Raw genomic sequence first — 26,041 nt, 5'->3', positions numbered from 1 at the left:
GCTTCAGAAATTCAACATCAGTACTCTGTAGTTAATGCAGTTCTAGGTCTTAACTAACAGTTTCTGACGCTTGTCCCGATCGCTATGCTCTCTGCCAAACTCTTTGCTGCGCTGTTATTTGCTTTAGTCTTGCCTGCTGGGATGATTTTGCCGATTCCTGAGGCGATCGCTCAACCTACCGCCACACAAAAACCTGCAACCCCAAATTCGGCTCAGAAAATCGAAGCGGATCAACTGCAAAAGCAAGGCTTTGCTCAACTGGAAGCCAGAGAGTTTGCCGCTGCCGAAACATCTTGGCAACAAGCACTTCAGATTTATCGGAGTTTGGGCGATCGCGAAGGTGAGTTTCTAATTCTCTACTGCCTGGGCTTGCTGCACTATAGCCAGCAAGAGATTTCCCCTGCTGCCAGCTACTACGAACAAGGGCTGAAACTAGCACGACAGTGGGGCGATGCCGAGAAAGAATGGCAAATGCTGAGTACTCTCGGCACCATTTATGCGTCCGTTGGCGAGAACAAGCAAGCGCTGAGCTACCAGGAACCTGCTCTGGCCTTAGCCCAAAAGCTCAAGGATCTGCCCAAGCAAGCGCAAGCGTTGGAAAGCTTGATCAAAACCTCGCAAGAGTTGGGGGATTTCGTCCAGGTCAAGGCTTATCAGCAACAGCAAGCGGCGATCGCGACCCAACTGCCCCAACCGTCTAGCAATACCCTAGGCCCCACGATGCAAGCGCTGAAGGAAGGGCAAGCCCTCTTGAGTCAAGGCTCTAGAGCTTCGGTGCAGCAAGCGATCGCGAGGTTTGAGCAGGCTAGAGCCAGTGCCAAAAAGAACGGCGAGCGGCAGCAGGAAATCTTGGCTTTGCTGGCCTTGGGAGCTGCACACGACAGCTTAGGCCAAAGACAACCAGCGCTAGAGGCTTACAAACAAGCATTGCCATTGGCGCAACAGTTAGGCGATCGCTACAGCCAAGCGGCAATTTTTGTGGGTATGGGTCAGGTCTACAATTCCACAGGCCAACTTGAACCTGCCTTAGCTGCCTTCAACCAAGCACTCCCCATCTTGAAGGAGATCAAAAACCGCGCTGGTGAAGGGACGGTGCTCAACAACATGGGCAATATCTCCAGCAAGCTCGGCGACTATGTCCAAGCGCTGAACTATCACCGACAATCGTTGGCAATCTCAGAGTCCACTGGGGATCATACCCGCCAAAATCGCACGCTCAACAATATGGGCTTGGTGTATAGCAAACAGGGCCAGTATCAATCTGCCTTTGATGCCTTTAATCAAGCCCTCGCCAGGCTGAAAGCTGATAGCGATCGCTTTGACCGCGCCACCACCTTGGCCAATCTGGGGACTGTCTATTCTTATGTAGGTCAATTAGACCAAGCCTTAGAAAGCTTTCAGCAAGCGCTAGCAGTTCTCAAAGAAGCGGATGACCCTGGACGCGAGGCTTATGCTTTAGCCAACATTGGCAGCGTCTATTACGACCGTCGCGATTATGAGCCAGCCCTAGATTATTACCAGCGATCGCTGAAGCTACTCCGCCAAGTCCAAGATGCCGAAGGAGAATCCACGGTTCTCAACAACATTGGGTTGATCTACGACGACCTGAAACAACCCCAACTCGCCTTAACTTATTACAACCAAGCGCTAGCGATCGCCCAAAAGACTAAAGACCCCGTTGGGGAGGCGACCACGCTGATCAATCTAGGACGGACTCATTACACGCGACAGGATTACGCCAAAGCCGCTAGCTACCAAGCTAAAGCCGCCACTCTAGCGCAGAAAATTGGCAATCAACGCGTTGCAGGCTATGCCCTCGGCAACCTCGGTCGCGCTCAATTGGCTGCCAAGCAATTAACAGCCGCAGAAACCAGCCTGCTTGCTAGTGCTCAAGCATGGGAATCTTTGCGCGCCAGCCTAGGAGATGACGACCGCAATAAAATTTCCCTTTTTGAAGAGCAAACCAGCACCTACCGCCTCTTACAAAAGGCTTTAGCTGCACAGAACAAACCAGAGGCAGCTCTGGAAGCGGCTGAGCGCGGTCGGGCCAGAGCATTTGTGGAACTTTTAGCCGAACGCTTACCTGCTCAAGCGGACGCCGTCGCCAAAATCCAGCCGCCTAATTTGGCTCAAATCCAAGCGATCGCCAAGCAGCACAACACCACGCTGGTCGAGTACTCCGTCATCGACGACGACGAGAGGAATGTGAACGGTGAACCTCTGCGCGAGTCAGAATTATTCATTTGGGTGATTCAACCCAACGGCAAAGTGGACTTTCGTCGGGTGGACTTGAAACCGCTGTGGCAAAAAGGAGTATCTCCAACTTCAACCACCCAACCCCTCAAGGAGTTAGTCGCTCGCAGTCGCAGTTCCATCGGAGTCAGAGGGTTAGTGTTTCAGGAAGATGCCGAGGCGATCGCCCGTGCCACGGCGGATGCGAATGCTGCTGAAGCTGAAAACAAGCGCTTGCAACAACTGCATCAACTGCTGATCGAACCGATCGCCGATTTGCTGCCCAAAGACCCTGATGCTCACGTCACCTTCATTCCCCAGCAGTTTCTCTTTCTCGTCCCTTTTGTCGCTCTACAAGATGCCAACGGCAAATACCTGATCGAAAAACATACTGTTTTGATCGCTCCCTCAATTCAAGTCCTAGACCTCACCCACCAACAACGCCAACGCTTACAGGCGGCAAGGGACAAGAAAACTGATCCACTTTCATCCTTTCTCCCTTCTCCTTCATCCTTAATTGTCGGCAACCCCACCATGCCCAGCATTCGTCCAAAGTTGGGCGAACCTGCCGAGCAACTGGCTAGCCTACCAGGAGCCGAAAAGGAAGCCAAAGCAATCGCCACGCTTCTCCGCACCCAAGCCCTCATCGGGGATCAAGCCACCAAAGCCAAAATTTTGCAGCAACTTCCGCAAGCTCAGATTGTTCACTTAGCGACACATGGCTTGTTAGATGATTTCAAAGGCTTGGGTGTACCGGGAGCGATCGCGTTAGCGCCTTCTGGCCAAGATGACGGCCTCCTCACTGCCAGCGAAATTCTCAATTTGCAGCTCAATGCAGAACTGGTAGTTTTAAGTGCCTGCGACACTGGGCAGGGAAGAATTACAGGCGATGGTGTGGTGGGACTATCCCGCTCCTTAATTTCTGCTGGTGTACCGAGTGTGATCGTGTCGTTGTGGAAGGTGCCCGATGAACCCACTGCTGCCTTAATGACTGAGTTCTATCGGCAACTGCAACGCCAACCCGATAAAGCCCAAGCGCTACGGCAAGCAATGCTCGTGACCAAAGCCAGCTACCCTGACCCGCTAGATTGGGCCGCTTTTACGCTGATGGGTGAGGCTGAATAGATCATGCTGAACCCACTCATGATTCGCCTTTGTAGCATGAGTCTTAGTGCGATCGCTGCCACTTGCTGCTTTGCCTATTCCACCCTAGCCGCCCAAGTTCCACCCACCCAGCCTCCACTAGAACGACCCAACTCAGCGATCGCCCGGATTCTCTCAGGTCATGCAGCCGTAGCCATTAGCGCCGATGGCAAAGTAGTAGCAGGGGTGAGCCATGACAAGCAAATCAAGTTGTGGAACTCGCAAACTCAAGCAGAAATTCGCACCTTAGCAGGGCATCCATTACCCATTCTGGCGATCGCCTTCAGTCCCAATGGTCAAATTCTCGCCAGTGCCAGCCACGACAAAACCATCAAACTTTGGAGCGTACCCACCGGGCAACTGCTACAAACATTGACGGGGCATACCGATTGGGTAGAAGCGATCGCCTTCAGTCCTAATGGTCAAGCGTTAGTGAGTGGTGGTGGCGACAAAACCATTCGAGTTTGGCGTGTGGCTGACGGAGGACAGAAGTTCAAGCTGAAGCGAACTCTGACGGGGCACCAAGACTCGATTTACGCCTTAGCGATTAGTGCTAACGGGCAAACTTTGGCGAGCAGTAGTTGGGATACGATTAAGCTGTGGCAACTGAGCAACGGTCAAGCGCTGCGTAGTTTGACAGATAACGCTTTTGGCATTAATGCCTTAGCCATTAGCGTCGATGGTCAAACACTTGTAACTGGTAATGGCGATCGCACCATCAAAGTCTGGGATTTATCAGCAGGTCAAGTAAGACAAACTTTAATGGGTCATCAATCCGCCATTAGCGCTTTGACGCTGAGCCGCAATGGTCAAACGCTGATTAGCGGCAGCAGCGATAACACGATTAAGTTGTGGCAGTTAACCACCGGACAACTCACCCAAACTCTACCTCGCCAATCCAGTAGTATCGAGGCGATTGCTCTCAGCTCCAATGGTCAAACGTTAGTCAGTGGCGGTTGGGGCGACATCATCAAACTTTGGGATCTCCAAACAGGCCGTGACGTGACTCTTAGTGCCCCCGCTTCCAAAGAACAGAGACAGGCTCTGGGCATTTCATGATTACGCCTTAGAAAGCGATTGCGTATGCGGTGAGGATTGCTGAGATCTGCTAGCGTTCACCCTAATAGGCGAAGCGGAATTTGCCCGAAACAGACCCTAATACTTTAGAAGTAGGGTTTTGATTCCCCAATTAGGCTGTCTATATTTGGGGTATCTTCCGCTTCCATCTGGGTGTAGTAGATCAGTTAAGGTTTTACCAGTTCTTCGGTTCTGCTTTGTACAGCGTTCTAGCGACTGCTCTTGAATGACTGTGTTTTGCCCACAACCTTCAGCCTGGGTTGAGCGAATGCAGTTAGATACGTGTTCAGCGATCCCATTCATCAGCCGCCCTTCCTCAGCCCATGACCTTGAAAAATCGTTTGCGATCGCCCCACCTCGGGGTGAGCTTGTTGCTAGTCGCATTAGTTTTGGCCGCAGTTTTTCCGCCCCAATCTAGCCATGCTGGTGGGATTCCAGACGGCAAAGCCTTACCAATCCTTCCTGCCCCAGATGATACAGGGACGCTCGTCACCCCGGACGGTAGCCGCTTTGATATTACAGGGGGCCAGCGATCGCAAGACGGAGCGAACCTGTTTCACAGCTTTACTCAGTTCATTCTCGAAACAGGCTACACGGCCAATTTCCTCGCTGATCCCGCCACGCAAAACATTTTGGCACGGGTGGTAGGCGGCAACTTGTCGGCGATCGATGGCTTAATTCAAGTTACAGGTGGCAGTCCCAATTTATTTCTCATCAATCCTGCGGGGATCGTCTTTGGTGCCAATGCCAGTCTCAACATTCCTGGCTCTTTCACCGCTACCACTGCCAACGGAATTGGCTTTGGTAAAGAGTGGCTGAACGCTTCTGGCCCTAACAGCTATGAAGGCTTAGTCGGCACACCAGATTTATTCGCCTTCAGCATGAGCCAACCCGCCGGGATCATCAATACCGGGAATCTAGAAGTTGCCGCTGGACAGAATTTAACGTTGCTCGGTGGCACTGTGATTAGCACAGGTCAACTCACCGCTCCCGAAGGACACATCACCGTCGCGGCGGTTCCAGGTAACAGTTTGGTACGGCTGAGCCAAGCCGAAAGTTTGCTGACTCTAGATATTCAGGCGATCGCTCCTGACACCTATCAACCCAACCCCTGGGACTTCCCGATTGTGGATCTCCCCGATCTCCTTACAGGCGGTCTCGGCAAAAATGCTACGAATATCACCACCAACCGAGACGGGCAGCTAGTTTTATCTGGCTCTGGCCTCACCGTTTTGCCAGGAGATGTAGTGGTGCAAAATGCTACGGCTCGGAGTGCCACGCTTGTGGCTGCTGGCAAAGTCACGCTGGGCAATACACCTCTCCCGCTACCTGACAAAGGTGTGCACGACAGTATCGGCAATCCTTTAAGCATTCAGCCTGATGGCAATACCTATCTCGTTACTAGCCCCACTGGCAGCACCTTCTACATTAGAGGCAACATCGAAGTTCTCATTGACCCTGGTGATAGAGTCAGCAACCCTGGAACTGGTGGCAAAATTTCTCCTAACCCTCTTCCAGATATAGACATTCCCTTTCCGATTGATAAAGAGATGGGCATTACATTCCCCCCATCCATCCCAGAAGTTGACCTGCCACCCATTCCAGAAGACCCAGGAGCTAGCCTACCAGCTATTCCAGAAGTTCCAGGGGACCTTCCACTTATCCCCTCCGAGAAACCCACTCAACAAGCTGGGCCAGTACCCCCTGATATTCCGATTAATCCTGAACCAGGCTCACCTGAAGGTATAGGTACACCAGCATTAGGGGTTTCTCCCGATCCTTTACCTGAACCATCAAGTGGAATTCCGCCCTCGCCTCAGCCTGAAACAGGCATTGGAGCCACTACAGGGGTACCGCCTTCACCTCCACCGGAAGTTCCCAGTGCAACGCCTGGAGCTACACCGCAGCCCAAATCGGGCACGATTCGACAGCAAGACATTGCCCTAGCTAGCGATCGCCCCCGCTCCAATCCCCCTCTGGGAACTGCTGTTGGAGGGCAACAAATTGCGATCGCAACTATTACCCAAGACTGCTTGCGAGTTGGGCAAATTGTAGAAAATCAGGGCACGACTTACCGAGTCATCACCGATCAGGGGCGGGTGATCCAGTGCTACCAGCAGCAACTTGCTCTAGCGCAACAGCAAAACCAACCTCAGCAACAACGACAAACCCTGCATAACTTAGGCAGCATCTATTTTATCGTAGGCAACTACGCCCAGTCGATTCAGCGCTATCAGCAGAGTTTGGCGATCGCTCAGCAACTACAGAACCGAGCAGGTGAAGCAGAAGCATTGAGCGGGTTGGGTGCCGCTTACAGTGCTGTGGGTAACTACACGAAGGCGATTCAGTACTACGAGAAAAGTTTAGCGATCAGCCGCACGCTGGATGCTCCAGAACTGCAAGGCATGACCCTGCGGAACTTGGGGATCGCTTATCTCGCCCAAGACAACCTTGCCAAGGCACTGGAATATCCACAGGAAAGTTTAGCGATCGCTCAAAAAGCTCAGGACCGCCGAGGCATTGGTCAATCGTTAGGCAATTTGGGACTGGTTTACTTTACCAAAGGGGATCACGCCAAAGCGATTGAGCATCTGGAGCAACAATTGGCGATCGCGCGTGAGCTGAAAGATCGCCTAGCCGAAGGGCGAGCCTTGGGCAACTTGGGGCTGGCTTACTATGGCCTGGAAAACTACCAACAAGCGGCTGACTATCAACAGCAAAGTTTAGCGATCGCGCAGCAGTTGCAAGACCGTCCTGGAGAAGGCCATGCCTTGAACAATCTAGGTGATGCTTGGTTACGCCTGGGTAAATTGGCTGAAGCAGAGCAAGCGCTTTTTGCAGGGATCAAGGTTTGGGAGTCGCTACGGGCACAACTCGATCAAAACGATGATGCGACGAAGATCTCCATCTTTGAGACTCAAGCAACGACTTACAGCACGCTCCAAGAAGTCTTGATTGCCCAGAATAAGGCGCAGGCAGCATTAGAAGTGGCAGAACGCGGTCGAGCCCGTGCTTTTGTGGAATTGTTGGCAAAGCAGTTGCCCACTCAGGGCAGCAAAAGTTTGGCAGGCGCTGCTAATCTAGAACCTCCCAGCATTGCCCAGATTCAACAAATTGCCCGCGCCCAAAATGCCACCTTGGTTGAATATTCGATTATTCAAGAAGCTTTTCAGGTCGAGGGGCAGCGGCAAATTCAGGACAAAGCTCTCTACATCTGGGTGGTACAGCCCAACGGCGAAGTAACGTTCCGCCAAGTAGACCTCAAACCCCTGTGGCAGCAGCAAAAAACCTCTTTAGATGATTTGGTTGCTAGTACCAGAGCCTCCATCGGGATTGAAGGGCGAGGGCTGGCATTTAACCAAACCACTGAGGCTGTCACCAGTGCCTTGGAGCGACTCCAACGTTACCAAACGCAACAGTCACAACTGAAGCAACTGCATCAACTGTTGATTCAGCCGATCGCGGATCTGTTGCCGAGCGACCCAACTGCTCGTGTGGTCTTCATTCCTCAAGGTTCTCTCTTTTTGGCTCCTTTCCCCGCTTTGCAAGATGCCGCCGGAAAGTATCTGATCGAAAAACATACGATGCTGACGGCCCCAGCAATCGAGGTTTTGGCACTCACCTACCAACAACGGCAACGCCAAGGGATAGCGCAGCCGTCTCAGCCTACCCAGGTTGCCGCCACAACACTACCGCGATCGCCTCAGCAGTCTTTAATTGTGGGCAACCCCACGATGCCCAACTTGCCGAGTGAAAACGGTGAGCGATCGCAACCCCTTTATAGCTTGCCTGGATCTGAGCGGGAAGCCAAGATGATTGCTTCGCTCCTCAACACAGAGGCAATTACGGGCAGTGCGGCAACGAAAGCAACGGTGATGGCAAAGATGGGAGATGCTCAGATTATTCACCTAGCAACTCATGGTTTGTTGGATGATTTCCGAGGGCTAGGCATTCCAGGTGCGATCGCCTTAGCACCGTCAGGTCAGGATGATGGCTTGCTGACGGCAAATGACATTCTCGGCTTGAAGCTGAATGCGGAGTTGGTGGTGCTGAGTGCTTGTGGCACAGGACGCGGCAAGATTACGGGCGATGGGGTAGTAGGGCTATCGCGATCGCTGATTTCAGCGGGGGCTCCCAGTGTGGTGGTGTCGCTGTGGCAGGTGCCCGATCATCCAACGGCGGCTCTGATGACGGAGTTTTACCAAAATCTGCAACGTCAACCGGATAAGGCACAAGCGCTACGGCAGGCGATGCTGGCGATGCTGAAGCAGCACCCAGATCCTAGAGATTGGGCGGCGTTTACTTTGATTGGTGAGGCGGAGTGACAAATTTGTTACTTATGGGTTGAAGTTCTACGGAGTAGGGCAGGATTGAGATGAAGTTTTTTGGGGTGTTCTTCGTTATTTCTAGCTTGGTTTAGGCTTTGAGAACCGAGCCATTGGGGGCGTTTGCCCCCAAACCCCCGCTGAGGGACGGTTGCGTCCCCCAGACCTCCTCCAAAAATGCTTGTTTCTCCCAGTTTTCATCTTGCTTTCCTTCCATCTTGCTCCTCTTGCTCAGTATTGGAAGAGAGGCTGGGGGAGAGGGCTGACCCTACTCACTATCTGAAATTCTCACCATGTCCTATCACCGCCGATCGCTTAGCCTCGTTATTGCTGCTTTATTACTGGCAGGTGGCACGCCGTTAGGCCGTTTCAATCCTTTGGGGGCTCCGGTGGTGTTGGCGCAGTCAGAAACAAGTCAGGCGCAGATTACTGAGGCGGTTTATCTGAATCAGCAGGGGTATGACCAGTTTCGTCAGGGTCAGCCGCAGGAGGCGTTGGTGACGTTGCAAAAGGCGATCACGATTTTTAAGGCGACGGGGGCTAAGGCGGGGGAGGCGCAGAGCCTGAATCACATTGCCAATGTCTACCACTACAGTTTGGGGCAGTACCCGAAGGCGTTGGAGTTCTATCAGCAGGCGCTGAAGTTGCGGCAGCAGATTGGCGATCGCGAGGGGGAATGGGCGACGCTGGATGACATGGGGATGGCTTACGGGGAGCAAGGGCAGTACACCAAGGCACTGGAGTTCTACCAGAAGGCATTAGGGATCATTCGGCAGTTGGGCGATCGCAACAGTGAGAAGCTGCGGCTGAATGAGATTGCTAGTGTTTATTTCCGGTTGGGGCAATATCCGCAAGCGCTGGAAGCCTATCAGCAGGTGCTGAAACTGCAACGGGAGGGGCGCGATCACGAGGGGGAAGGCACAACGCTGGGTAATGTGGGTGTGGTCTATGTGAATCTGGGGCAGTACGCCAAGGCACTAGAAGCTTACCGCCAGGCTTTGACGATTTTTGATTCGCTGCCTGCTTACCAAGGGGCGAAGGCGACGATTCTGAATAATATGGGCGGGCTGTTTTTCAGCATTGGGCAGTACAAGGAAGCGCTGGATTCGACTCAGCAAGCTCTGGCGATTTTCAATAAGTTTAGCGATCGCCCGGATGCAGCCACCGCGTTTACTGAGTTGGGACTGCTATACGAGATCGTGGGGCAATATTCCCAGCCGTTGGAGTTTCAGCAGTCGGGCTTGGCGATGCGGCGGGATATTGGCAATGCTCTCAACCAGGAAGCGATTACCAAGGTGGGCCAAGCTGCGACGCTGAACAATATTGGGCGAGTCTATGTCAGTGTGGGCAAATACGACCAAGCGCTGAAGCTGCATCAACAAGCGCTGGCAATTTATCAAGAACTTGGCGATCGCGCTGGAGAAGCCACGACACAGAATAACTTGGGCCAGGTTTACGACAACCAGAAGCAAACAGATCAAGCGCTGAAGCTTTACCAGCAGGCGTTGCAGCTCTACAAACAGGTAGGCGATCGCACCGGGGAAGGGGTGGCGCTGAGCAACTTGGGCCACGCCTATGAGCAGCAGGGACAGAATGCTCAAGCTTTGAAGTTCTATCAGCAAGCGCTAGCAGTGCATCGGGAGGTGGGCGATCGCGTCAATGAGGGCGTGACGCTGAGCAGTATTGGGCGGATTTTGCATCGTTCCGGGCAACAATCGGAGGCGGAGAAAACGCTGCGACAGGCGATCGCGATTTTGGAATCTTTGCGTCCGGGGCTAACGGATGCGGAGAAGGTCTCGATCTTTGAAACGCAACAGAAAACCTATGGTACATTGCAGCAAACGCTGATCGCCCAGAAGCAAACCAACCCCGCTTTAGAAATTGCTGAACGCAGTCGTGCCCGTGCCTTTGTGGAGTTGCTCGCTCAACGCCTCAGCACCAACTCAACGACAACTCCTGCTCTCAATCCTCCAACTCTGGCGCAGATCAAGCAGATTGCCAAAACTCAAAATTCAACGCTGGTGGAATATGCGATCGTGCAGGATATCGCTCCTTCGCAAGCTCCACAGCTATTCATTTGGGTGATTCAGCCCACGGGAAACATTAGTTTTCGCCAAGTCGAGTTAAAAGGTTTGCCTCAGCCAGGAATTAATGCAGCGGATACTGCTTCCCCCTTGGAAAGTCTAGTCACGCAGGCAAGAGGGGCGATCGGCATCAAGGGTCGAGGATTGGCGTTCCAAGAAGACACGACGACGGTGGCGAGAGCGATCGCCAAGGTGAACAACCAAACCAATCAACCACTGCAACAACTCCACCAATTACTGATTCAGCCGATCACAGATCTCCTGCCTACTGACCCTAACGCCCACGTTACCTTTCTGCCCCAAGAAGCCCTGTTTTTGGTCCCTTTTCCTGCCTTGCAAGCCAGTAACGGTCGCTACTTGATCGAGCAACACACTGTTCTCACCGCACCTTCCATCCAAGTCCTAGACCTGACGCATCAGCAACAGCAACGCCTACAGCAAGCAAACCGCCAGAGAGGAAATCCTACCCTAATTGTTGGTAATCCAACAATGCCTAAGGTCAGCCTACCTCTCGGTGCCACCCCTCAACCGCTCCCCAGCCTCCCTGGGGCGGAGCAAGAAGCCAAGGCGATCGCGGCCCTACTCGAAACTCAAGCGCTAACTGGCAGCCAAGCAACGAAAGCTGCCGTTTTGCAGCAGATGTCTCAAACACGACTGGTTCATTTAGCTACCCACGGGCTATTGGATGACTTCAAAGGTTTGGGGGTCCCGGGTGCGATCGCCTTAGCTCCTTCTGGTCGAGATAACGGCCTCCTGACAGCTAGCGAAATTCTTGACCTGAAGCTCAACACTGATTTAGTGGTTCTCAGTGCTTGCGATACTGGGCGTGGTCGCATTACTGGAGATGGTGTGGTAGGTCTCTCGCGCTCCTTTATTGCCGCTGGTGCCCCCAGCGTCATGGTCTCCCTCTGGCAAGTACCTGATGCGCCTACAGCAACTCTGATGACGCAGTTCTACCAGACACTGCAACAGCAACCAGATAAAGCCCAAGCTCTTCGCCAAGCCATGTTAGCCACGATGAAACAACATCCTGACCCGAAAGATTGGGCAGCCTTTACCTTAATTGGTGAAGCTCAATAGCTCCAATCGTTAACTAGAAGTGTCGATCACGGCGAGTAGGGTTTCGGCTTGAGCGCAAATTTGAGTGTGGCAAGTACCATTGCTGGCGAGGATACCACCCCACTGGCTGACATCTACCTGGTTATACTGCAACAAACTGCCATCAAAGCGAGTGACTTTGCCGCCTGCCTCGGTCAAAATCAATTCTGGAGCCGCTAGATCCCAATCCTTGGGCGCTGATTTACCTGATAGAGAAATATATAAATCTGCTTGCTGCTCCACGATCGCCGCAATTTTGCAGCCAACACTACCGATCGCCCGTTGGTTTTGGCAAGGCAGTTGGCGTAAAAGCTGGACCAACCTTTCCCCACGATGGCTGCCGCTGACAACGACTGACAGATCTTCGATGCGATCGCGCTCAGCCACTCGTAGCTGCGTCACCACACCATCACGAGTTTCTACAAACGTGCCACCACCCAAAGTTGCGTAGTAAAGTTTGCCAAGTTCTGGACAAACTACCACTGCCAATACTGGCCGTCCTGCATGAGCTAAAGCAATGTGAACCGCGTATTCTTCGGTGCGCTTGATAAAGTCTTTCGTACCATCCAGGGGGTCCACAATCCAGACCCAAGTATGCTGCAACCGCTCAGCGGGATTCTGCGCTTTGAAGGTTTCCTCGGTCAGGTAGCCGAACTCGACCGTGCCAAACGCAGCGTGCAGATTATTCAGAATGTAGTGGTTGGTGGCGACATCCGCAGCGGTGACAGGTCCATCCCCCTGGTCTTGAATATTTAAGTCTAGAGCTGACTCCCCCGCAACTGGATGGGGGTGGTAATAGGATTGCAGGATTTCAGCCGCACCCCAGCCAATAGAGCGGGCAATCGCTAAGACAGATTCGACCGGAAAGCCAGCAATGGATTGCAAGTTTGCCACTTAGGATTCCTTCGCCACGTCGATTGCTGCACCTTGAGCCGAAGCGATCCAATAACGACGACAGCTCCACATCAGGGCAGCTCCGACGGCAATGTAAATCAGACCCCGAATTTCAAAACTCACTCCCGCCAGACGTAAGCCTACCCCAATTCCCATCATGGCGAGAATCAGCGCGATCGTTTTGGCTCCAAACATCTGGAAGATGCTTTTAAAGGGGTTTGGCTCCTGTAAACTATCCACGCGATCGATTACCCGATTCGCAGTCCGATCCAGAACCACTTTTCCTTTCAACAAACCGATACTCAAGGCAACCGCTCCCCAGCCTAGATGCTTGGTATCCAGAAAGCCCAGATAGGGCAGGTGAAACCAGAACACCAACCCCATCGTAAACAGACCAATCCCTACCAAAGTCCAGATGCTCGCTGCAATCCAGAGGTGTTGCCTGCGAGTAAGGCCGCCAGTCGTTTCAGTGCTTTCCATAACCTAGATGGGAGTCGCGCAATATCAGCCCTCATTATAGGACGGAGACAGAGTCGCAACGGATCTCTGGTAATGCCTCGTAGCAATTGCGGCAGTTGCCCCAAATAGCACAGCGCCAGAGCTTAGGAATCAGCCTCCTGTCAACTCTGGCGCTGGTGTCTGTGATTGAGCGTTTCAGGGGCTAGGTAAAGCTACTGGCTAGAGTCACTGCTCGAACTGTAGCTGCACCAAGAACTTAACCCGCTCAAAGGTCGAATTTAGCAGCCGCCGATGGCGCTACCGCTGTTGTACTGGCTGCTGGAGCTAGAACTGCTGGGGCCAACTCGATAGATAGAGTTGCTCTGGTTGTCGAGGCTCTGGCTAACTTCTGCGGTCATCTCGTCAGCAGGACGGTTGCGATCGGAACTCATGGAACCGGGCAAAGGACGCATGGTATTGCTGCCACTGTATTGGTTCTCACCCGATTGGTTCATCGCCATGCTGTTATTCATCGGCATGTTGTTGTTATTCAAGCTGTTTGCTGTATAACCACCCGCAGGGCCTGCTGTGGCACCTGCACTAGGGGTAAAGCGGTTAGCTTGATAGTTAGATTGGTAAGACGAGTTGAAGGACTGAGTTGTATTACGCATGTCAGCGCTAGCAACACGCTCGCCATCTAATTCCCGCAAACGCTCCATTGTGTATCCACCTGCGGGGCCATAGGTTGGAGCCACCTCAGCACTTCTATAAGACATGCCTGCAGCAGAGGAATTACCACTCATGTTTGACTGATTTGCTTGCAGATTCTGCGAACCCAGGTAGCTAGAGTTAGCTCGCTCAGACCCACTGTAAGGTGAGCTCATGTTGATGTTGGACTGATCCATCGATTGAGTGCCACTTGCTTGCATTTGCTCCATCGTGGCTCCACCCGTGGGGCTATCGCTAGGAGTAACTTGGCCCGTGCTGGGTACACACTGAGTGGGGCTATTGGAGTTAGCAGGGCTAGATTCCATTTGGGCTACTGCGGGCAATCCCAACAAAGCACTGACGCCAGCCACACCAGCTAGACTAACTACTTTCTTAAATGAGAAAAAATTCTGAGCGCTCATAAATACCTCGGGTTCCCGTAAAGAGATTAGTGATTTCAAAAACTTGGGCTAAAAATGTCAGCTCCTATACAAATTTGAGTGTAGAAGTCTGAGTGGTTTTAATTCTCTGCCACGAGTGGGATCTAACCCGAGCTAAGAGTAAGAGATAGATGGTGAGAAGCCACCAAAGAGCTGCTGAGCGATCGCCCCTAGGCGAGACACACCACAAAACCAACCTACCCAAAGGTAGAACTCCCAGGTAGAACTTCTAGACTAGAAATCCTCACCCTCGCCAGAAGTGCCTTTTCTGAAGGAGCCTGCTACCTTGGAAGGCGGATGGGTCGTCGCTGTAAACAGCACAGGAGAATGATCATGCTGGAGTTGTACCAATTTGAGATGTCGCATTATTGCGAGAAGGTGCGGCTAATCCTGGATTACAAGGGATTGGCCTATCGCAAGATTGAAGTCACCCCTGGCATTGGGCAGTTAGACCTCTACCGAATGTCCGGGCAACGCCAAGTCCCGGTTCTAAAAGATGGCAACGAAGTGATTGCAGATTCAACGGCGATCGCTAAATATCTCGATCGTCAATATCCCGATCGCCCCGTTATCCCCACAGACCCCAAACAAAAAGGGCTGTGCCTCATGCTCGAAGATTGGGCCGATGAGGTCCTAGGTCTGAACGCCCGCAAAGCCATGCTCGCCGCCTTCAGCCAAAGTCCCGACTTCCGCACCGCCGCTCTACCCCCTTCTACGCCTGCCTTATTGAAAAACTTGATCGGCTCAGTTCCTAGCGAAGTGTTAGACGTGCTGAGCTTTGGGGTTGGCATGGGACCCGATGCTTTGCATAGCGCCAAAGCCTCACTCAGGCAAAACCTAGAAGCCCTGACCTTTATCCTGCTCGATCACCCGTATCTAATTTCCGACCAGCCTACCCTAGCGGATTTTGCTGTAGCAGGGCTGAGCATGTACATCAAATTCCCCTCTGGCCCTTACCTCGACATCCCTGAAGGACTCAAAGGTAAAGGAGTCCCTGGAGTTGCAGATATCGGCACCTTCGAGCCTTTCTTCAACTGGCGCGATCGCCTTTACACTGAATACCGCAAATCCTTCACCCCCGCTACCACTTCCTCCAGTAGCACCAGACCCACCTCAATTGACATCGAGTAGCCCCCACCCTTTTACACGTAGAGAAAAACTCAGCACCCTAAACCCCTTCTGGAGGAGGTCTGGAGGACGCAGCCTTCCTTCAGCGGGGGTTTGGGGGCAAGTGTTCCCAAGCTCTTAATTCCACCAGTAGACAAACTCCGCCCAAACTTAAAAATCATTTTTACACCAAGCAACCCCGTACAATCACCCTTCTGAAATAGACAGACTTAGCCTTCAGACAGAGCGATCTGCGCCAATCCAGTCGTTAATCTCGGAATGTTAAAACTTCAGTTTTGTTACCTGATTTTTTTACTAATACCGAGTTCTGTAAAAAACCATGACAAACTTGCGCGATCGAGATAGAGAAATTTACAACCAAGAATTACGCCGAGAAAATCAAATCGCTCGTGAGAATAATAGTGCTGCTAGCGGTTTGATGACAGGAATCCTCTTAACCTCCCTGCTTGGCTTGGGACTCGGTGCTTTCTTCTTATTTAACCGCGGAGCAGACAACTCAGCTCCTGCGGGCAACCAAACGATTATTGAGCGCACCCAAGAAATTCCAGTTCCTCAGCCTCAAGCCCCAGATGTGAAACCACCAGACGTTAATATCACATTGCCTAAAGTAGAAGCGCCACCAGCCCCAGATGTGAACGTCAGCATTCCGAGCCCTGCGGCACCACAAGCTCCTGCTGCGGAAACCACTCCCGCTGATAGTGCCGCTCCTACAGGAGATGCCACTTCTACAGGAGAGACCGCTCCCGCTCAACCGTAACTCAGCTAATGAAGTCCTAAGTAGTTTATGAGATTGGTCGATTAGCGAGGCACGCTCTGGAGGGATGTGCCTCGCTAATCCATTTAGGATGGCTATATAATCTTTTGGTTTTAGTAAAGGTGAAGGGTTTCGTTAGAGATCCTTCACCTTTTTTCATGGATGAAACCAATGACAATCAAAATTTTTCTGAAAAGAGATTTTCTGAGGAGCAACGCAAGATTAAGTGCAGCGATCGCTTAACTGATAAATCCCTCTACAAAAACATTTAAGTATTAGAACCAGAAGCATTGCCATATAACTTTTAAGCCCTAAAATAACTAGAATTAGTATTACTTGAATGAATTAGACCTAAGATAATTCAAAAGGTTGAGGAATTATTGGTCTAAAATCATTTGCCTCCATCAACCCGTCCAGGTGTGAGCAAGGGAGACTAGCGAGTTTATAAATGGATTTAGATAAACCCTTAGGTTCAGTCATTCAAGGCTCCCTTAGCCAAGGACTCGAAGTTCGCTTACACCCAGATGTCTCTGTAGAAGACATGCGAGTGGGCAAATTCTTGGTCGTTCAAGGAGCGCGATCGCGGTTCTTCTGCATGTTGACCGACGTAACCCTTGGAACCGCCAGCACCCGGATTTTCGCTAATCCTCCTGATCCAGGCAATACCTTTCTCCAAGAAGTTCTAGCAGGAACGGGCACGTTCGGCACCATCGACTTAACTCCAATGTTGATGTTTACACCCGAACCAGAAGAGCCTATTAGTTACTCGGCCAGCAGTAAGGCCAAGAAAACTAAAGGCGGCAAAACTGCCCGTGCCGCCGAAGATAAAAGTGACTCTACAGCCAGCTTGCCACTGCTCGCTTCCCTCACGCCTCAAAGCAGCAGCACGATCGAATTAATGCCCGTCAAGACCATTCCCAGCCACTTCAGCCAGGTGCATGAAGCCAGCGAGCGGGATTTTCGAGCCGTTTTTGGTTGGGAAGATGACCCCCATCGACGCAACTTTGCGATCGGGCAACCGATTGATATGGACGTGCCTATCTGCGTCGATTTAGATCGCTTCGTCGAACGTAGTAATGGTGTATTTGGGAAATCAGGGACCGGGAAATCTTTTCTAACTCGGTTGTTACTGTCGGGAATTATCCGCAAACAAGCGGGAGTCAACCTGATTTTTGATATGCACTCGGAGTATGGCTGGGAAGCCGTCCGGGAAGGCAAACAGTTCAGCACCGTGAAAGGGCTCAGGCAACTCTTCCCTGGTCAGGTGCAGATCTACACCCTCGACCCCGAATCCACTAAGCGCCGTGGAGTCCGAGACGCTCAAGATCTCTTTATCAGCTTTGACCAGATTGATGTGGAAGACTTAATGCTGGTACGCGGAGAACTCAACCTCTCGGAAGCCAGCCTAGAAAACGCCATTATTCTCCGCAATGAGTTTGGCAAATCTTGGATTACTCGCCTGCTCTCTATGAGCAACATGGAAATTCAGGAGTTTTGTGAAACCAAGATGGGCAGCAAGTCTTCCATCATGGCATTGCAGCGCAAACTCAACCGTCTAGAAGAACTGAAATATATTCGCAATACCTGCCCGCACAACTACGTGGGTCAAATTCTCGATTCCATTGATGCGGGCAAGCATGTGGTGATTGAGTTTGGCTCGCAGTCAAACATGCTCTCCTATATGTTGGCGACGAATGTAATTGCCCGCCGAATTCACGCTGCTTATGTGCAAAAAGCCGAGAAGTTTTTACAGAGCAAGAACCCCAGCGATCGCCCTCAGCAGTTAGTCATCACAATTGAAGAAGCGCACCGCTTCCTCGACCCTAGCACCGTCAGCCAAACCATCTTCGGCACGATTGCCCGTGAGATGCGGAAATACTTCGTCACCTTGTTGGTAGTAGACCAACGACCTTCAGGGATCGACAACGAAGTCATGTCTCAGATTGGCACCCGCATCACCGCGCTCCTCAACGACGAGAAGGATATTGATGCCATCTTTACCGGAGTGTCGGGGGCGCAAAGCCTCCGTTCCGTATTATCTAAGCTAGACTCAAAACAGCAAGCTCTAATCCTAGGCCATGCAGTGCCGATGCCTGTGGTCATTCGCACTCGCCCTTACGACGAAACCTTTTATGCCGAGATTGGGGATGTACCCTGGGAAGAGATGCCTACAGCGGCAGTCTTCAAAGCCGCAGAGTCTGCCAAAGCGGACTTAGGTTTCTAGTCCTGTGAGATTTTTCGAGCCCAATGGGCAAAAGACCCGGATAGAGGCTACATCTTTGCATTAATCAATGAGGCTTTCTCCCTAAAAAGCCTCTGAATCAGTTCGGTTTTCCCTATGCTAAACGGCCCTTCGGTCAGGGAAAACTGCGCCATTATAGTAGAAGAACTGCTTAGAGCATAGCTACAGAAATGTCACTTCGCTAAAGTTAGAGCTAGAATAGAAAATTTTCCAGTAGATTCTTCGGTTTTGCCTAACGGGATCATACTCTAGGATGAATCTTTTTTGCTTTCCTGGAGTCTAAACTTATAGCACAATCGAGTAAAGTAAACTCATACTGAGTACGACCTTTTAGAGTTTCTTGCCACTACTTAGGTCAAATAATATGGAATCGGGTCCACCTGCATCCTGAAAGTTACGGGCACGAAGTTTTAAGCTAATTCATCACCTGTAGACAGAGGTTAGCTTTATCCTCTGCATTTGGACTTCTCTGACCTAGGCGATTTGAGGTTGGTCGGGGAAGAGCTTGCTTATTGTGTCTGGTTGGCTGCCCGTTCCCACTTCAAGCTTTCAATCGCTCTCTAATGTCGCCCCCACTTCTCTTTAATCTACTTTTACTGAGTTCATCACAGATCCATGCCTACTGCCAATTCTAAAACAAAGACTGCTAATCCCATGTTCACCGTTGACATGGTACGCACCTACCTCCATGAAATTGGACGAGTGCCTCTGCTAACCCATGAACAAGAAATTGTGTTTGGGAAGCAGGTCCAGCAGATGATGTCTCTATTAGAAGCCAAGGAAAAGCTGGCGAAAAAGTTGCGTCATGAGCCAACTCAAGCGGAGTGGGCAGCGCAAGCTAAGCTCAGCGAAGAAGAGTTGACAAAAACTCTGCGTCAGGGCCACCGAGCCAAGCAAAAGATGATTGAAGCGAACCTGCGCTTGGTCGTGGCGATCGCGAAGAAGTACCAGAAGCGCAACCTGGAGTTCCTGGATTTGATCCAAGAAGGCACCCTAGGACTAGAGCGTGGTGTAGAAAAGTTTGACCCGACTCGTGGTTACAAGTTCTCGACCTACGCCTACTGGTGGATTCGCCAAGCCATTACTCGCGCGATCGCTCAGCAAGCTCGGACTATCCGTTTGCCCATCCACATCACCGAGAAGCTGAACAAGATCAAGAAGGTGCAGCGTGAGCTAGCCCAGAAATTAGGTCGGGCTGCTAGCCCTGCTGAGATTGGGGAAGCTCTAGAGCTAGAGCCTGCGCAAATTCGGGAATACCTGACGATGTCTCGTCAACCCGTTTCTTTAGATCTTCGTGTCGGTGACAACCAAGACACCGAACTGCAAGACCTCTTGGAAGACGAAGGGCCATCGCCTGAGCACAATATGACTCAGGAGTTGCTCCGCCAAGACTTGCAAGACTTGTTGGCAGAACTCACCCCGCAACAGCGAGAAGTTTTGACCCTCCGCTTCGGCCTGAATGATGGCAAAGAGTTGTCTCTCGCCAAAGTCGGTGAACGCCTCAACATTAGTCGTGAGCGTGTGCGCCAACTAGAGCACCAAGCCCTCAATCACTTGCGCCGTCGTCAGGAGAGCGTACGTGAGTACTTGGCTAGCTAACCACTCTAAACAGGGATGCTCAAGCGTGTCCCTGTTTTTTTATCTACTTATTTTTATCTATTTAAAGTTCTGAACAAGATATTGAACTTGCGGTCAGGAATCGGGAACTAAACTCTTGTAGAACTGAACAGTAACCTTAGCAACACCCTTTTGGGTGTGTCCTCGCAACTCCCAGAAACCTACCTCTAGATAGCAACTAACTCTCCCATTTGATTGAACAGTTGTACAGGTATTCTGGGTTACGGTGTGAGTATTGAGGTTTGTCGTTGAGTCTTGATGGAGGAAACTACGGTGACCAATCCATGCATCCGTTCTCTCTCGCCGTGGCGTACTCTGCAACGCATCACCCAGCCAGCTTTGGGCATTTTGCTGCTAACGAGTCTCTCAGGTGTTGGGTTACAAGCTGCGAACGCAGCTGAGTCTACCTCTGCGGCTGGGTCGGTACGCCAGCTGGAGCGGCAACCCCTAACTCCAGCACCAACCGCCAAAGCGATCGCCAAGCAAGCAGCTCCTAACAAAAACACTGTTAAAAGCTCTGCGAACAGCAAGAATAGTCCTCTGGCTGACGGTACCTATCTATATGGTGAGGCAGCCGAGCCAGAGCAAGTTGGTAGTGCTTACATGGTGTTTCAGGTAACTAAAGGCAAAGTCGTTGGCGCATTCTACATGCCGCGATCGTCCTTCGATTGTTTCTCTGGCAGTTTTGAGCCAGGCAAATTAGCGTTGAACGTGGTTGATACCTACGAGAAAACCACGCATCCCTTCGCGATCGCCTTGGAGCAAAACAGCACCATTGCTTCCAATAGCAATAAGCCTGCTGTAGCCGAAATTGGCTTGCAAGGCTTCCAGCGCCTAGCTAAGGTCAGCACCAACGACCAGCGCATCTTGGGTATGTGTCAGACCAACTCCCAAAAAAATCAAGCTAAATAGAACATTTGCTCGCTAGCTCAGTGAAGGCTCGGTAGACTGGGGAAAGCCACGCTATCAATCTGGTTATGCCTCGCTTTCTCCACGTTGCCGATGTGCATTTAGGGCTCGATCGCTACGACACTCCCCAGCGCACCAAAGATTTCTTCTTAGCTTTTCGCGATGTGTTGGAGCGTTACGCCATTGATGAGCAAGTTGATTTTGTCTTAATTGCGGGCGACTTGTTTGAGCATCGGCAGGTGTTGCCCGCAGTGCTGAACCAAGCCCAGGTTTGCTTTGAGATGCTGCGAGAAGCGGGTATCCCAGTCTTAGCGATTGAGGGCAACCATGACAACCGCCCCTACGCTACCAAAACCAGTTGGCTGCGCTACATGGCCGACTGGGAGTATGTGATTCTGCTAGAACCCAAGGAAGACGCGGAAGATGGCGAAAACCTCTTTGACCCTTGGACCCCAGAAGCCAAAGCAGGCGGCTATATTGATTTGCCCTGCGGGGTGCGGGTTTTAGGCTCCCGTTGGTATGGCGCGTCCGCTCCCCAAATGATTGAAAAATTGGCCCATAGCATTCAGCAATTGCCACCAGGACCACCACACACCGTCATGATGTTTCATCACGGCATGGATGGCCAGATTGCTCGTTATACTGGGGCGCTGAGGCTAGAAGCTGTAAATCCTTTGCGGGAAGCAGGAGTGGAGTATCTAGCTTTAGGTCATATCCACAAGAACTACGAACTAGAAGGCTGGATTTTTAACCCTGGCTCGATTGAAGCCAATAGCATCGCTGAAAATCTCCAGCAAACCCCTCGTGGTGCCTATCTAGTCGAGATCAACGGGACGGGAATCCGAGCTGAGCTAAAGCAAGATTATTATCAGCGCCGGATGATCCGTCTCAATCTGGAGGCAAATAAGCAGCAAACGCAAGCAGAACTGGAACAAGCAGCGATCGCCCACATCCAAGCCGCCGCGAAATCTGGCAAAACCCAAGCGGCGATCGTGGAATTGCGAATTTACGGTCAGGTCGGCTTCAATCGCTTAGACCTTAATGTGCGCGATTTACGAGATAAGCTGCATCAACTCAGTGAAGCGTTAATCTTTTTACTGAAATACGACGCGATTGGCACTGAATACGAAACGCCAATGATAGGCAACGGCGAGGAACCGCCCCATCGAACTGCAATTGAGCTACAAGCCTACACCGATTTGTTAGCTGCCAATAATGCCTACCAAGATCAAGCAGGAGCGATCGCCAAAGGTTTAGTAGAACTGAAAGACTTAGTGCTCGACAGCCGCCCCGAAACCGAACTCTACGAACTTGCCCAACAACTGTTAACCACTACAACAGACAGTCTAGTGAATGCTCTACAGCGCAATACGCTGCTTGATGCTTCAGAAGTCATCTAAAGTGGCAGCGTGGGTACGCTAAAGACATCCGTTTTGTCTTCAGTTTCAACACTAGGAAAGATATTTATGAACTTTACTCCGCAGCAAGCTTCAGCTGAGGGCTTTATCGTGCCAACTACTGGTTCTGCTACTGCTAGAGCGAATGTGATTGTTCCTGCAAATTATCTACGAATCAAAGACTTCTTACCTATAGAAGAGCGCGATCAGCTCTTCAAATACGTGTTGCAGCAAGAGCCAAATTTTGTGGCAGCCGGAGTTCAAGCAGCAGATCTAACTTATCGACAAGCCAAAGTTCTCTACTCATTTCCACAATTCGCAGATACGATGACATCTTTGGTGGAACTACTCCTGCCCGATGTCTTGAGCCAACTAGGATTACCTTTATTCCCTATCTCTCAAATTGAAGCTCAGTTAACCGCTTATAACGACGGTAATTATTACATTACCCATAACGATAAAGATTCTCCTGAATCTGCAAGCCGACAAATTAGCTACATCTACTACTTGCATCGAAAACCTAAACTATTCTCAGGAGGCGAGTTGCGAATCTATGATTGTAAGTCTGAGGAGAATAAATTTGTCGTAGCCGACTCTTTTCAAACGATTGAGCCGATTGACAATAGCATCGTCTTTTTTCAGAGCGGTTATGCTCATGAAATTCTTCCTGTTCGCTGTCCATCTCAAGTCTTTGCAGATAGCCGATTTACCTTAAATGGTTGGGTACGCAGTGAATCATAGAAGTAGCAATTGATTAAGGTACTTCTCGTTCTACACGGATTAAGTTTTCGGTGACGTTCTCGAAGGTGTCGTCGTGGCTGATGATGAAGAGTTGGCGGAAGGATTTGATGTTGGCGATCGCCTCGGCTAACTGTTCTCGCCGCGCCCGATCCATATTGGTTGTGGGTTCATCAAAGAAGGCAACATCAATATCTGCCAAAACTTTGAGTAGAGCTAGACGCACTGCCAGAGCCGCACACATTTGCTCACCCCCCGACAAGCTTCTGAACGTGCGCCAGTAACCACCTTCCTGGATGCGGATTTCGTAATCGCCTGTCCACTCTAGAGCTACATTTTGGCGATTGATTAGTTCACGGAAAAGTTTGTCCGATTCGCGGGAGATTTCCTCAATGTAGAACTTGGTAATGCGTGGGCCTGCTTGGTTATAGACTTGGCGGGCATCGCTGATAAACTGCTGCACTCGTTGCCGTTTTAACAAATTAACTTGGGCCTGAAGCCGCTGATCCGCGATCGCTTGTAGCTCTGCCAGTTGGTGCTCAATTTGATAGAGGAATTTCTGCTTTTGGGGCAAACCACCCTCAATTTGATCTTTTTGGCTGCGAACAGCGTTGTAAGTGGCTTCTGCTTCTTGTAGATGTCGCGGGTCGTAGGTTTCTGCCAGTTGTGCTAATTGCGCCTGCACGATCGCTTGGTCGGTAGTTAAGGTGCTGAGTTGGGCGATCGCGGCCTCAAAGTTTGCTTCTAAAGTTGGCAGGTGCTCCGCATCTTTTTGATGTTGTAAGTACAGATCTCGCGCCGCTTGATACCTGGCTTTTTGGACTTTTTGCGCTTCTATGTAGTCTGGCAAATCCGCAAATTCTGCCAATTGAGCTTCTAGATGAGTCACTGCTTGAGCAACTTCCATCTGAGCTTGGTGAGCTTGGTTATATTGCATCTGCAATTGGGTTTGCTGCTGTAACTCCTGCTGGCGAAGTTGACTACGACCTCTAGGATTTCCTAGGGCAGCGATCGCCGTGGCCATCTGCGTCTTCTCTTGTTGCAACGTGGCTTGGTTGGCGAGTTGACTTTGGAGGTATTGCAATTTAGCTTGCAATTCTGCTGCGTCATGTTGCAAAGCAGTTTGCTTGCTGAGCAAAGTTTCTAGCCCAGCGAAGTGAGTACGCTGTTGATAGGCTGTTTCCAGTTGGCGCTTCACTTCTGCTAGCTGTTGCTCTAGTTTGCTGGCAGAAACCTGCTCTGATAAATCGCCTAGAATTTGCTGCAAGTTTTCTAAAATTTCATTGTTCAAGTCCACACCCGCCTGAAGCGTCGTCAGGGCAGAGTCTACCGAGGCGGCGAGTAAGGGCACCGATCGCTGAAGTTCCTGTAAACCCGCGATCGCAGTTTGAGCCTCACTTAAGTAGCGATCGCGTTGAGTTTCCCCGTGGGAGACGATCTGGCTGAGGTCAGCTTCAAACTGTTTGGCAGCGGCAATGCGGCTGAGTTGTTCTTGCAGGCGATCGCGCTGTTGCTCCCAGACAGGAATTTGCTCCAACACTGTCTCGAAGCTACTAATCCGGGCAATTTCGGTGCTGAGATGCTCTAGCTCCCCTTGGAGCTTAGCTAATTGCTTGGTAATATTCTGCCGCTCTAGCTCGGCAGTAAACAACTGTTGGAGTTGTTGGGCGATCGCTTCCTGATTTTGCTCTAGCTCAGTCTGTTGTTGAATCAGGGGTTGCAGTTGTTCAATTTCTTGCTGAGCTGCGGTTAGGCTTTCGAGTTGTAGAGTCAGTTTAGTGAGCTTGGCTTGCGAGTTCTCCCAAGTCACTTGATAACCTTGGCGCTGTTTCAGCAGAGCTTGCTGTTGTTTGCTTTGGCGATCTAGGGCTTGCAAGGCAGATTCTGCTTGCAAAAAGATTTGATAACCCGCTCGATTGGCTTCGCAGGTGGCTACTGCTTGCTTCGCTCTCTGGAGCGACTGTTCTAGCAACACATTGGTTTGGCGCTGTCCAGTCAGTTGCGCTTGCAAAGTCGAGAACTGAACTTCGAGTTGCTGGATTTGGTGCGATTGAGCGGTGAGCCGATCTTTTTGATGCTGAAGTTGCTCCAGTTGGATTTGAAGTTGCTGTAAAGCAGTCTTATCCTTGGTTACTTCTTGCTGCAAATCAGCCCGTTGAGTGTGCAGCAGATCCCAATCGCGCAGGTTCTCGGTATAGTACGCGATCGCCCGCTCTAGTTCCTGAACTTGCTGCTGAGCATACTTTTCTAAATCTCTCGATTTCTCAAAAGCTTGTTTGTACTCATCCACGCGCAGGATGCGATCGAAGACTTTGCGCCGCTCGTCTGCTGCTTTCTTAAAGTCTTCAGTAAAGGTGCCTTGCGGAATGCCAATGGTATCGGCAAACAATTTGGGCAAGTCAGTTTCTTTGGCAACGCCCAAATGTTCTTTCAGCCAAGGCAAGACATCACTGACATTCTTCAGGTCTAGCCGTTGGCGAATTTGCGGGTCAAAAATCTCATAGCCCTTGCTGGTACAGCGCTGCACGCGATACGTGCGCCCATCTCCTCTGGAAGTAAAGGTGACGCTGACTTGAGCGCTGGCTGCACCCCGACGGATTAATTCTTCTTTGGTATAGCTGGAGTAATTAAACAGCGCCCAAGCGATCGCCTCTAAAATGCTGGTTTTGCCTGCCCCATTTTCTCCACAAATCGCGTTGGTTCCGGGCTGAAACTCAAAGTAGCGATCGCTGTGAGCTTTAAAGTTTTTGAGACTAATCGAAAGAATTTCCATAAACTCAATTCTAGAGTTTGAATTTCGGCTTGAACTTGCTCACG

The 26,041-nt window shown here is 51.1% G+C and carries 16 protein-coding genes; 11 read left to right on the top strand and 5 right to left on the bottom strand.

Going from position 1 to position 26,041, the window contains the following annotated elements; all coding sequences use genetic code 11:
• Positions 1-84: 84 nt before the first annotated feature.
• The 3 genes from H6F90_RS00890 to H6F90_RS00880 all read left to right on the top strand — a co-directional run bounded on the left by H6F90_RS00890 (position 85) and on the right by H6F90_RS00880 (position 8,777).
• Complete coding sequence (locus tag H6F90_RS00890; RefSeq protein ID WP_190549388.1) at positions 85-3,357, top strand: CHAT domain-containing protein; 3,273 nt, start codon at positions 85-87, stop codon at positions 3,355-3,357.
• 3 nt (positions 3,358-3,360) lie between these two features.
• Positions 3,361-4,434: a WD40 repeat domain-containing protein gene (locus H6F90_RS00885; RefSeq protein ID WP_190549386.1), complete on the top strand. Its 1,074-nt coding sequence runs from the start codon at positions 3,361-3,363 to the stop codon at positions 4,432-4,434.
• 341 nt (positions 4,435-4,775) lie between these two features.
• On the top strand, positions 4,776-8,777 hold the full coding sequence (locus tag H6F90_RS00880; protein ID WP_190549383.1) for a CHAT domain-containing protein: 4,002 nt from the start codon (positions 4,776-4,778) through the stop codon (positions 8,775-8,777).
• A gap of 91 nt (positions 8,778-8,868) precedes the next feature.
• Here the strand turns inward: H6F90_RS00880 and H6F90_RS31010 are convergent, their stop codons facing one another.
• Complete coding sequence (locus H6F90_RS31010) at positions 8,869-8,994, bottom strand: hypothetical protein (protein WP_255524951.1); 126 nt, start codon at positions 8,992-8,994, stop codon at positions 8,869-8,871.
• Between the two features lie 76 nt (positions 8,995-9,070).
• Between H6F90_RS31010 and H6F90_RS00875 the strand changes: the two genes are divergently transcribed.
• The gene (locus H6F90_RS00875; protein WP_190549381.1) at positions 9,071-11,941 is read left to right on the top strand and encodes a tetratricopeptide repeat protein; all 2,871 of its coding nucleotides are present in this window, start codon (positions 9,071-9,073) and stop codon (positions 11,939-11,941) included.
• A 9-nt stretch (positions 11,942-11,950) separates the two neighbouring features.
• On the opposite strand, the gene H6F90_RS00870 is transcribed toward H6F90_RS00875, so the two are convergent.
• The 3 genes from H6F90_RS00870 to H6F90_RS00860 all read right to left on the bottom strand — a co-directional run bounded on the left by H6F90_RS00870 (position 11,951) and on the right by H6F90_RS00860 (position 14,421).
• The gene (locus H6F90_RS00870) at positions 11,951-12,853 is read right to left on the bottom strand and encodes a 3'(2'),5'-bisphosphate nucleotidase CysQ (RefSeq protein ID WP_370587910.1); all 903 of its coding nucleotides are present in this window, start codon (positions 12,851-12,853) and stop codon (positions 11,951-11,953) included.
• Positions 12,854-13,333 carry a hypothetical protein gene (locus H6F90_RS00865; RefSeq protein WP_190549379.1) on the bottom strand — a complete coding sequence of 160 codons (480 nt, stop codon included), beginning with the start codon at positions 13,331-13,333 and terminating at the stop codon, positions 12,854-12,856. It lies immediately after the preceding gene.
• 257 nt (positions 13,334-13,590) lie between these two features.
• Positions 13,591-14,421: a hypothetical protein gene (locus tag H6F90_RS00860; protein WP_190549377.1), complete on the bottom strand. Its 831-nt coding sequence runs from the start codon at positions 14,419-14,421 to the stop codon at positions 13,591-13,593.
• A 351-nt stretch (positions 14,422-14,772) separates the two neighbouring features.
• On the opposite strand from H6F90_RS00860, the gene H6F90_RS00855 reads away from it, so the two are divergent.
• The 7 genes from H6F90_RS00855 to H6F90_RS00825 all read left to right on the top strand — a co-directional run bounded on the left by H6F90_RS00855 (position 14,773) and on the right by H6F90_RS00825 (position 23,227).
• Entirely contained in the window at positions 14,773-15,570 is a 798-nt protein-coding gene (locus H6F90_RS00855) for a glutathione S-transferase family protein (protein WP_190549375.1), read from the top strand.
• Positions 15,571-15,886: 316 nt separating this feature from the next.
• Positions 15,887-16,324 carry a hypothetical protein gene (locus H6F90_RS00850; protein WP_190432548.1) on the top strand — a complete coding sequence of 146 codons (438 nt, stop codon included), beginning with the start codon at positions 15,887-15,889 and terminating at the stop codon, positions 16,322-16,324.
• Positions 16,325-16,769: 445 nt separating this feature from the next.
• A complete protein-coding gene (locus tag H6F90_RS00845) occupies positions 16,770-18,545 on the top strand; it encodes an ATP-binding protein (RefSeq protein ID WP_190549373.1) in 1,776 nt (591 codons plus the stop codon).
• A gap of 633 nt (positions 18,546-19,178) precedes the next feature.
• Complete coding sequence (locus tag H6F90_RS00840) at positions 19,179-20,162, top strand: RNA polymerase sigma factor, RpoD/SigA family (protein ID WP_190432542.1); 984 nt, start codon at positions 19,179-19,181, stop codon at positions 20,160-20,162.
• A gap of 291 nt (positions 20,163-20,453) precedes the next feature.
• On the top strand, positions 20,454-21,092 hold the full coding sequence (locus tag H6F90_RS00835; RefSeq protein ID WP_190549371.1) for a hypothetical protein: 639 nt from the start codon (positions 20,454-20,456) through the stop codon (positions 21,090-21,092).
• A 65-nt stretch (positions 21,093-21,157) separates the two neighbouring features.
• A complete protein-coding gene (locus H6F90_RS00830; RefSeq protein WP_190549369.1) occupies positions 21,158-22,489 on the top strand; it encodes a DNA repair exonuclease in 1,332 nt (443 codons plus the stop codon).
• A gap of 66 nt (positions 22,490-22,555) precedes the next feature.
• The gene (locus H6F90_RS00825; protein ID WP_190549366.1) at positions 22,556-23,227 is read left to right on the top strand and encodes a 2OG-Fe(II) oxygenase; all 672 of its coding nucleotides are present in this window, start codon (positions 22,556-22,558) and stop codon (positions 23,225-23,227) included.
• A gap of 13 nt (positions 23,228-23,240) precedes the next feature.
• On the opposite strand, the gene H6F90_RS00820 is transcribed toward H6F90_RS00825, so the two are convergent.
• Entirely contained in the window at positions 23,241-25,997 is a 2,757-nt protein-coding gene (locus H6F90_RS00820; RefSeq protein WP_190549364.1) for an AAA family ATPase, read from the bottom strand.
• Positions 25,998-26,041 lie beyond the last annotated feature (44 nt).

Source organism: Trichocoleus sp. FACHB-591, assembly GCF_014695845.1.
Taxonomy (GTDB): Bacteria; Cyanobacteriota; Cyanobacteriia; order FACHB-46; family FACHB-46; genus Trichocoleus.
Note: the sequence above shows the minus strand (reverse complement) of the source record. Positions and strands in the feature narration are given on the sequence as shown.

Bases quoted from the DNA above. Each gene is read 5' to 3' on its own strand.
- H6F90_RS00890 (WP_190549388.1), top strand. From the start codon at position 85: ATGCTCTCTGCCAAACTCTTTGCTGCGCTGTTATTTGCTTTAGTCTTG.
- H6F90_RS00885 (WP_190549386.1), top strand. From the start codon at position 3,361: ATGCTGAACCCACTCATGATTCGCCTTTGTAGCATGAGTCTTAGTGCG.
- H6F90_RS00880 (WP_190549383.1), top strand. From the start codon at position 4,776: ATGACCTTGAAAAATCGTTTGCGATCGCCCCACCTCGGGGTGAGCTTG.
- H6F90_RS31010 (WP_255524951.1), bottom strand. From the start codon at position 8,994: ATGGAAGGAAAGCAAGATGAAAACTGGGAGAAACAAGCATTTTTGGAG.
- H6F90_RS00875 (WP_190549381.1), top strand. From the start codon at position 9,071: ATGTCCTATCACCGCCGATCGCTTAGCCTCGTTATTGCTGCTTTATTA.
- H6F90_RS00865 (WP_190549379.1), bottom strand. From the start codon at position 13,333: ATGGAAAGCACTGAAACGACTGGCGGCCTTACTCGCAGGCAACACCTC.
- H6F90_RS00860 (WP_190549377.1), bottom strand. From the start codon at position 14,421: ATGAGCGCTCAGAATTTTTTCTCATTTAAGAAAGTAGTTAGTCTAGCT.
- H6F90_RS00855 (WP_190549375.1), top strand. From the start codon at position 14,773: ATGCTGGAGTTGTACCAATTTGAGATGTCGCATTATTGCGAGAAGGTG.
- H6F90_RS00850 (WP_190432548.1), top strand. From the start codon at position 15,887: ATGACAAACTTGCGCGATCGAGATAGAGAAATTTACAACCAAGAATTA.
- H6F90_RS00845 (WP_190549373.1), top strand. From the start codon at position 16,770: ATGGATTTAGATAAACCCTTAGGTTCAGTCATTCAAGGCTCCCTTAGC.
- H6F90_RS00840 (WP_190432542.1), top strand. From the start codon at position 19,179: ATGCCTACTGCCAATTCTAAAACAAAGACTGCTAATCCCATGTTCACC.
- H6F90_RS00830 (WP_190549369.1), top strand. From the start codon at position 21,158: ATGCCTCGCTTTCTCCACGTTGCCGATGTGCATTTAGGGCTCGATCGC.
- H6F90_RS00825 (WP_190549366.1), top strand. From the start codon at position 22,556: ATGAACTTTACTCCGCAGCAAGCTTCAGCTGAGGGCTTTATCGTGCCA.
- H6F90_RS00820 (WP_190549364.1), bottom strand. From the start codon at position 25,997: ATGGAAATTCTTTCGATTAGTCTCAAAAACTTTAAAGCTCACAGCGAT.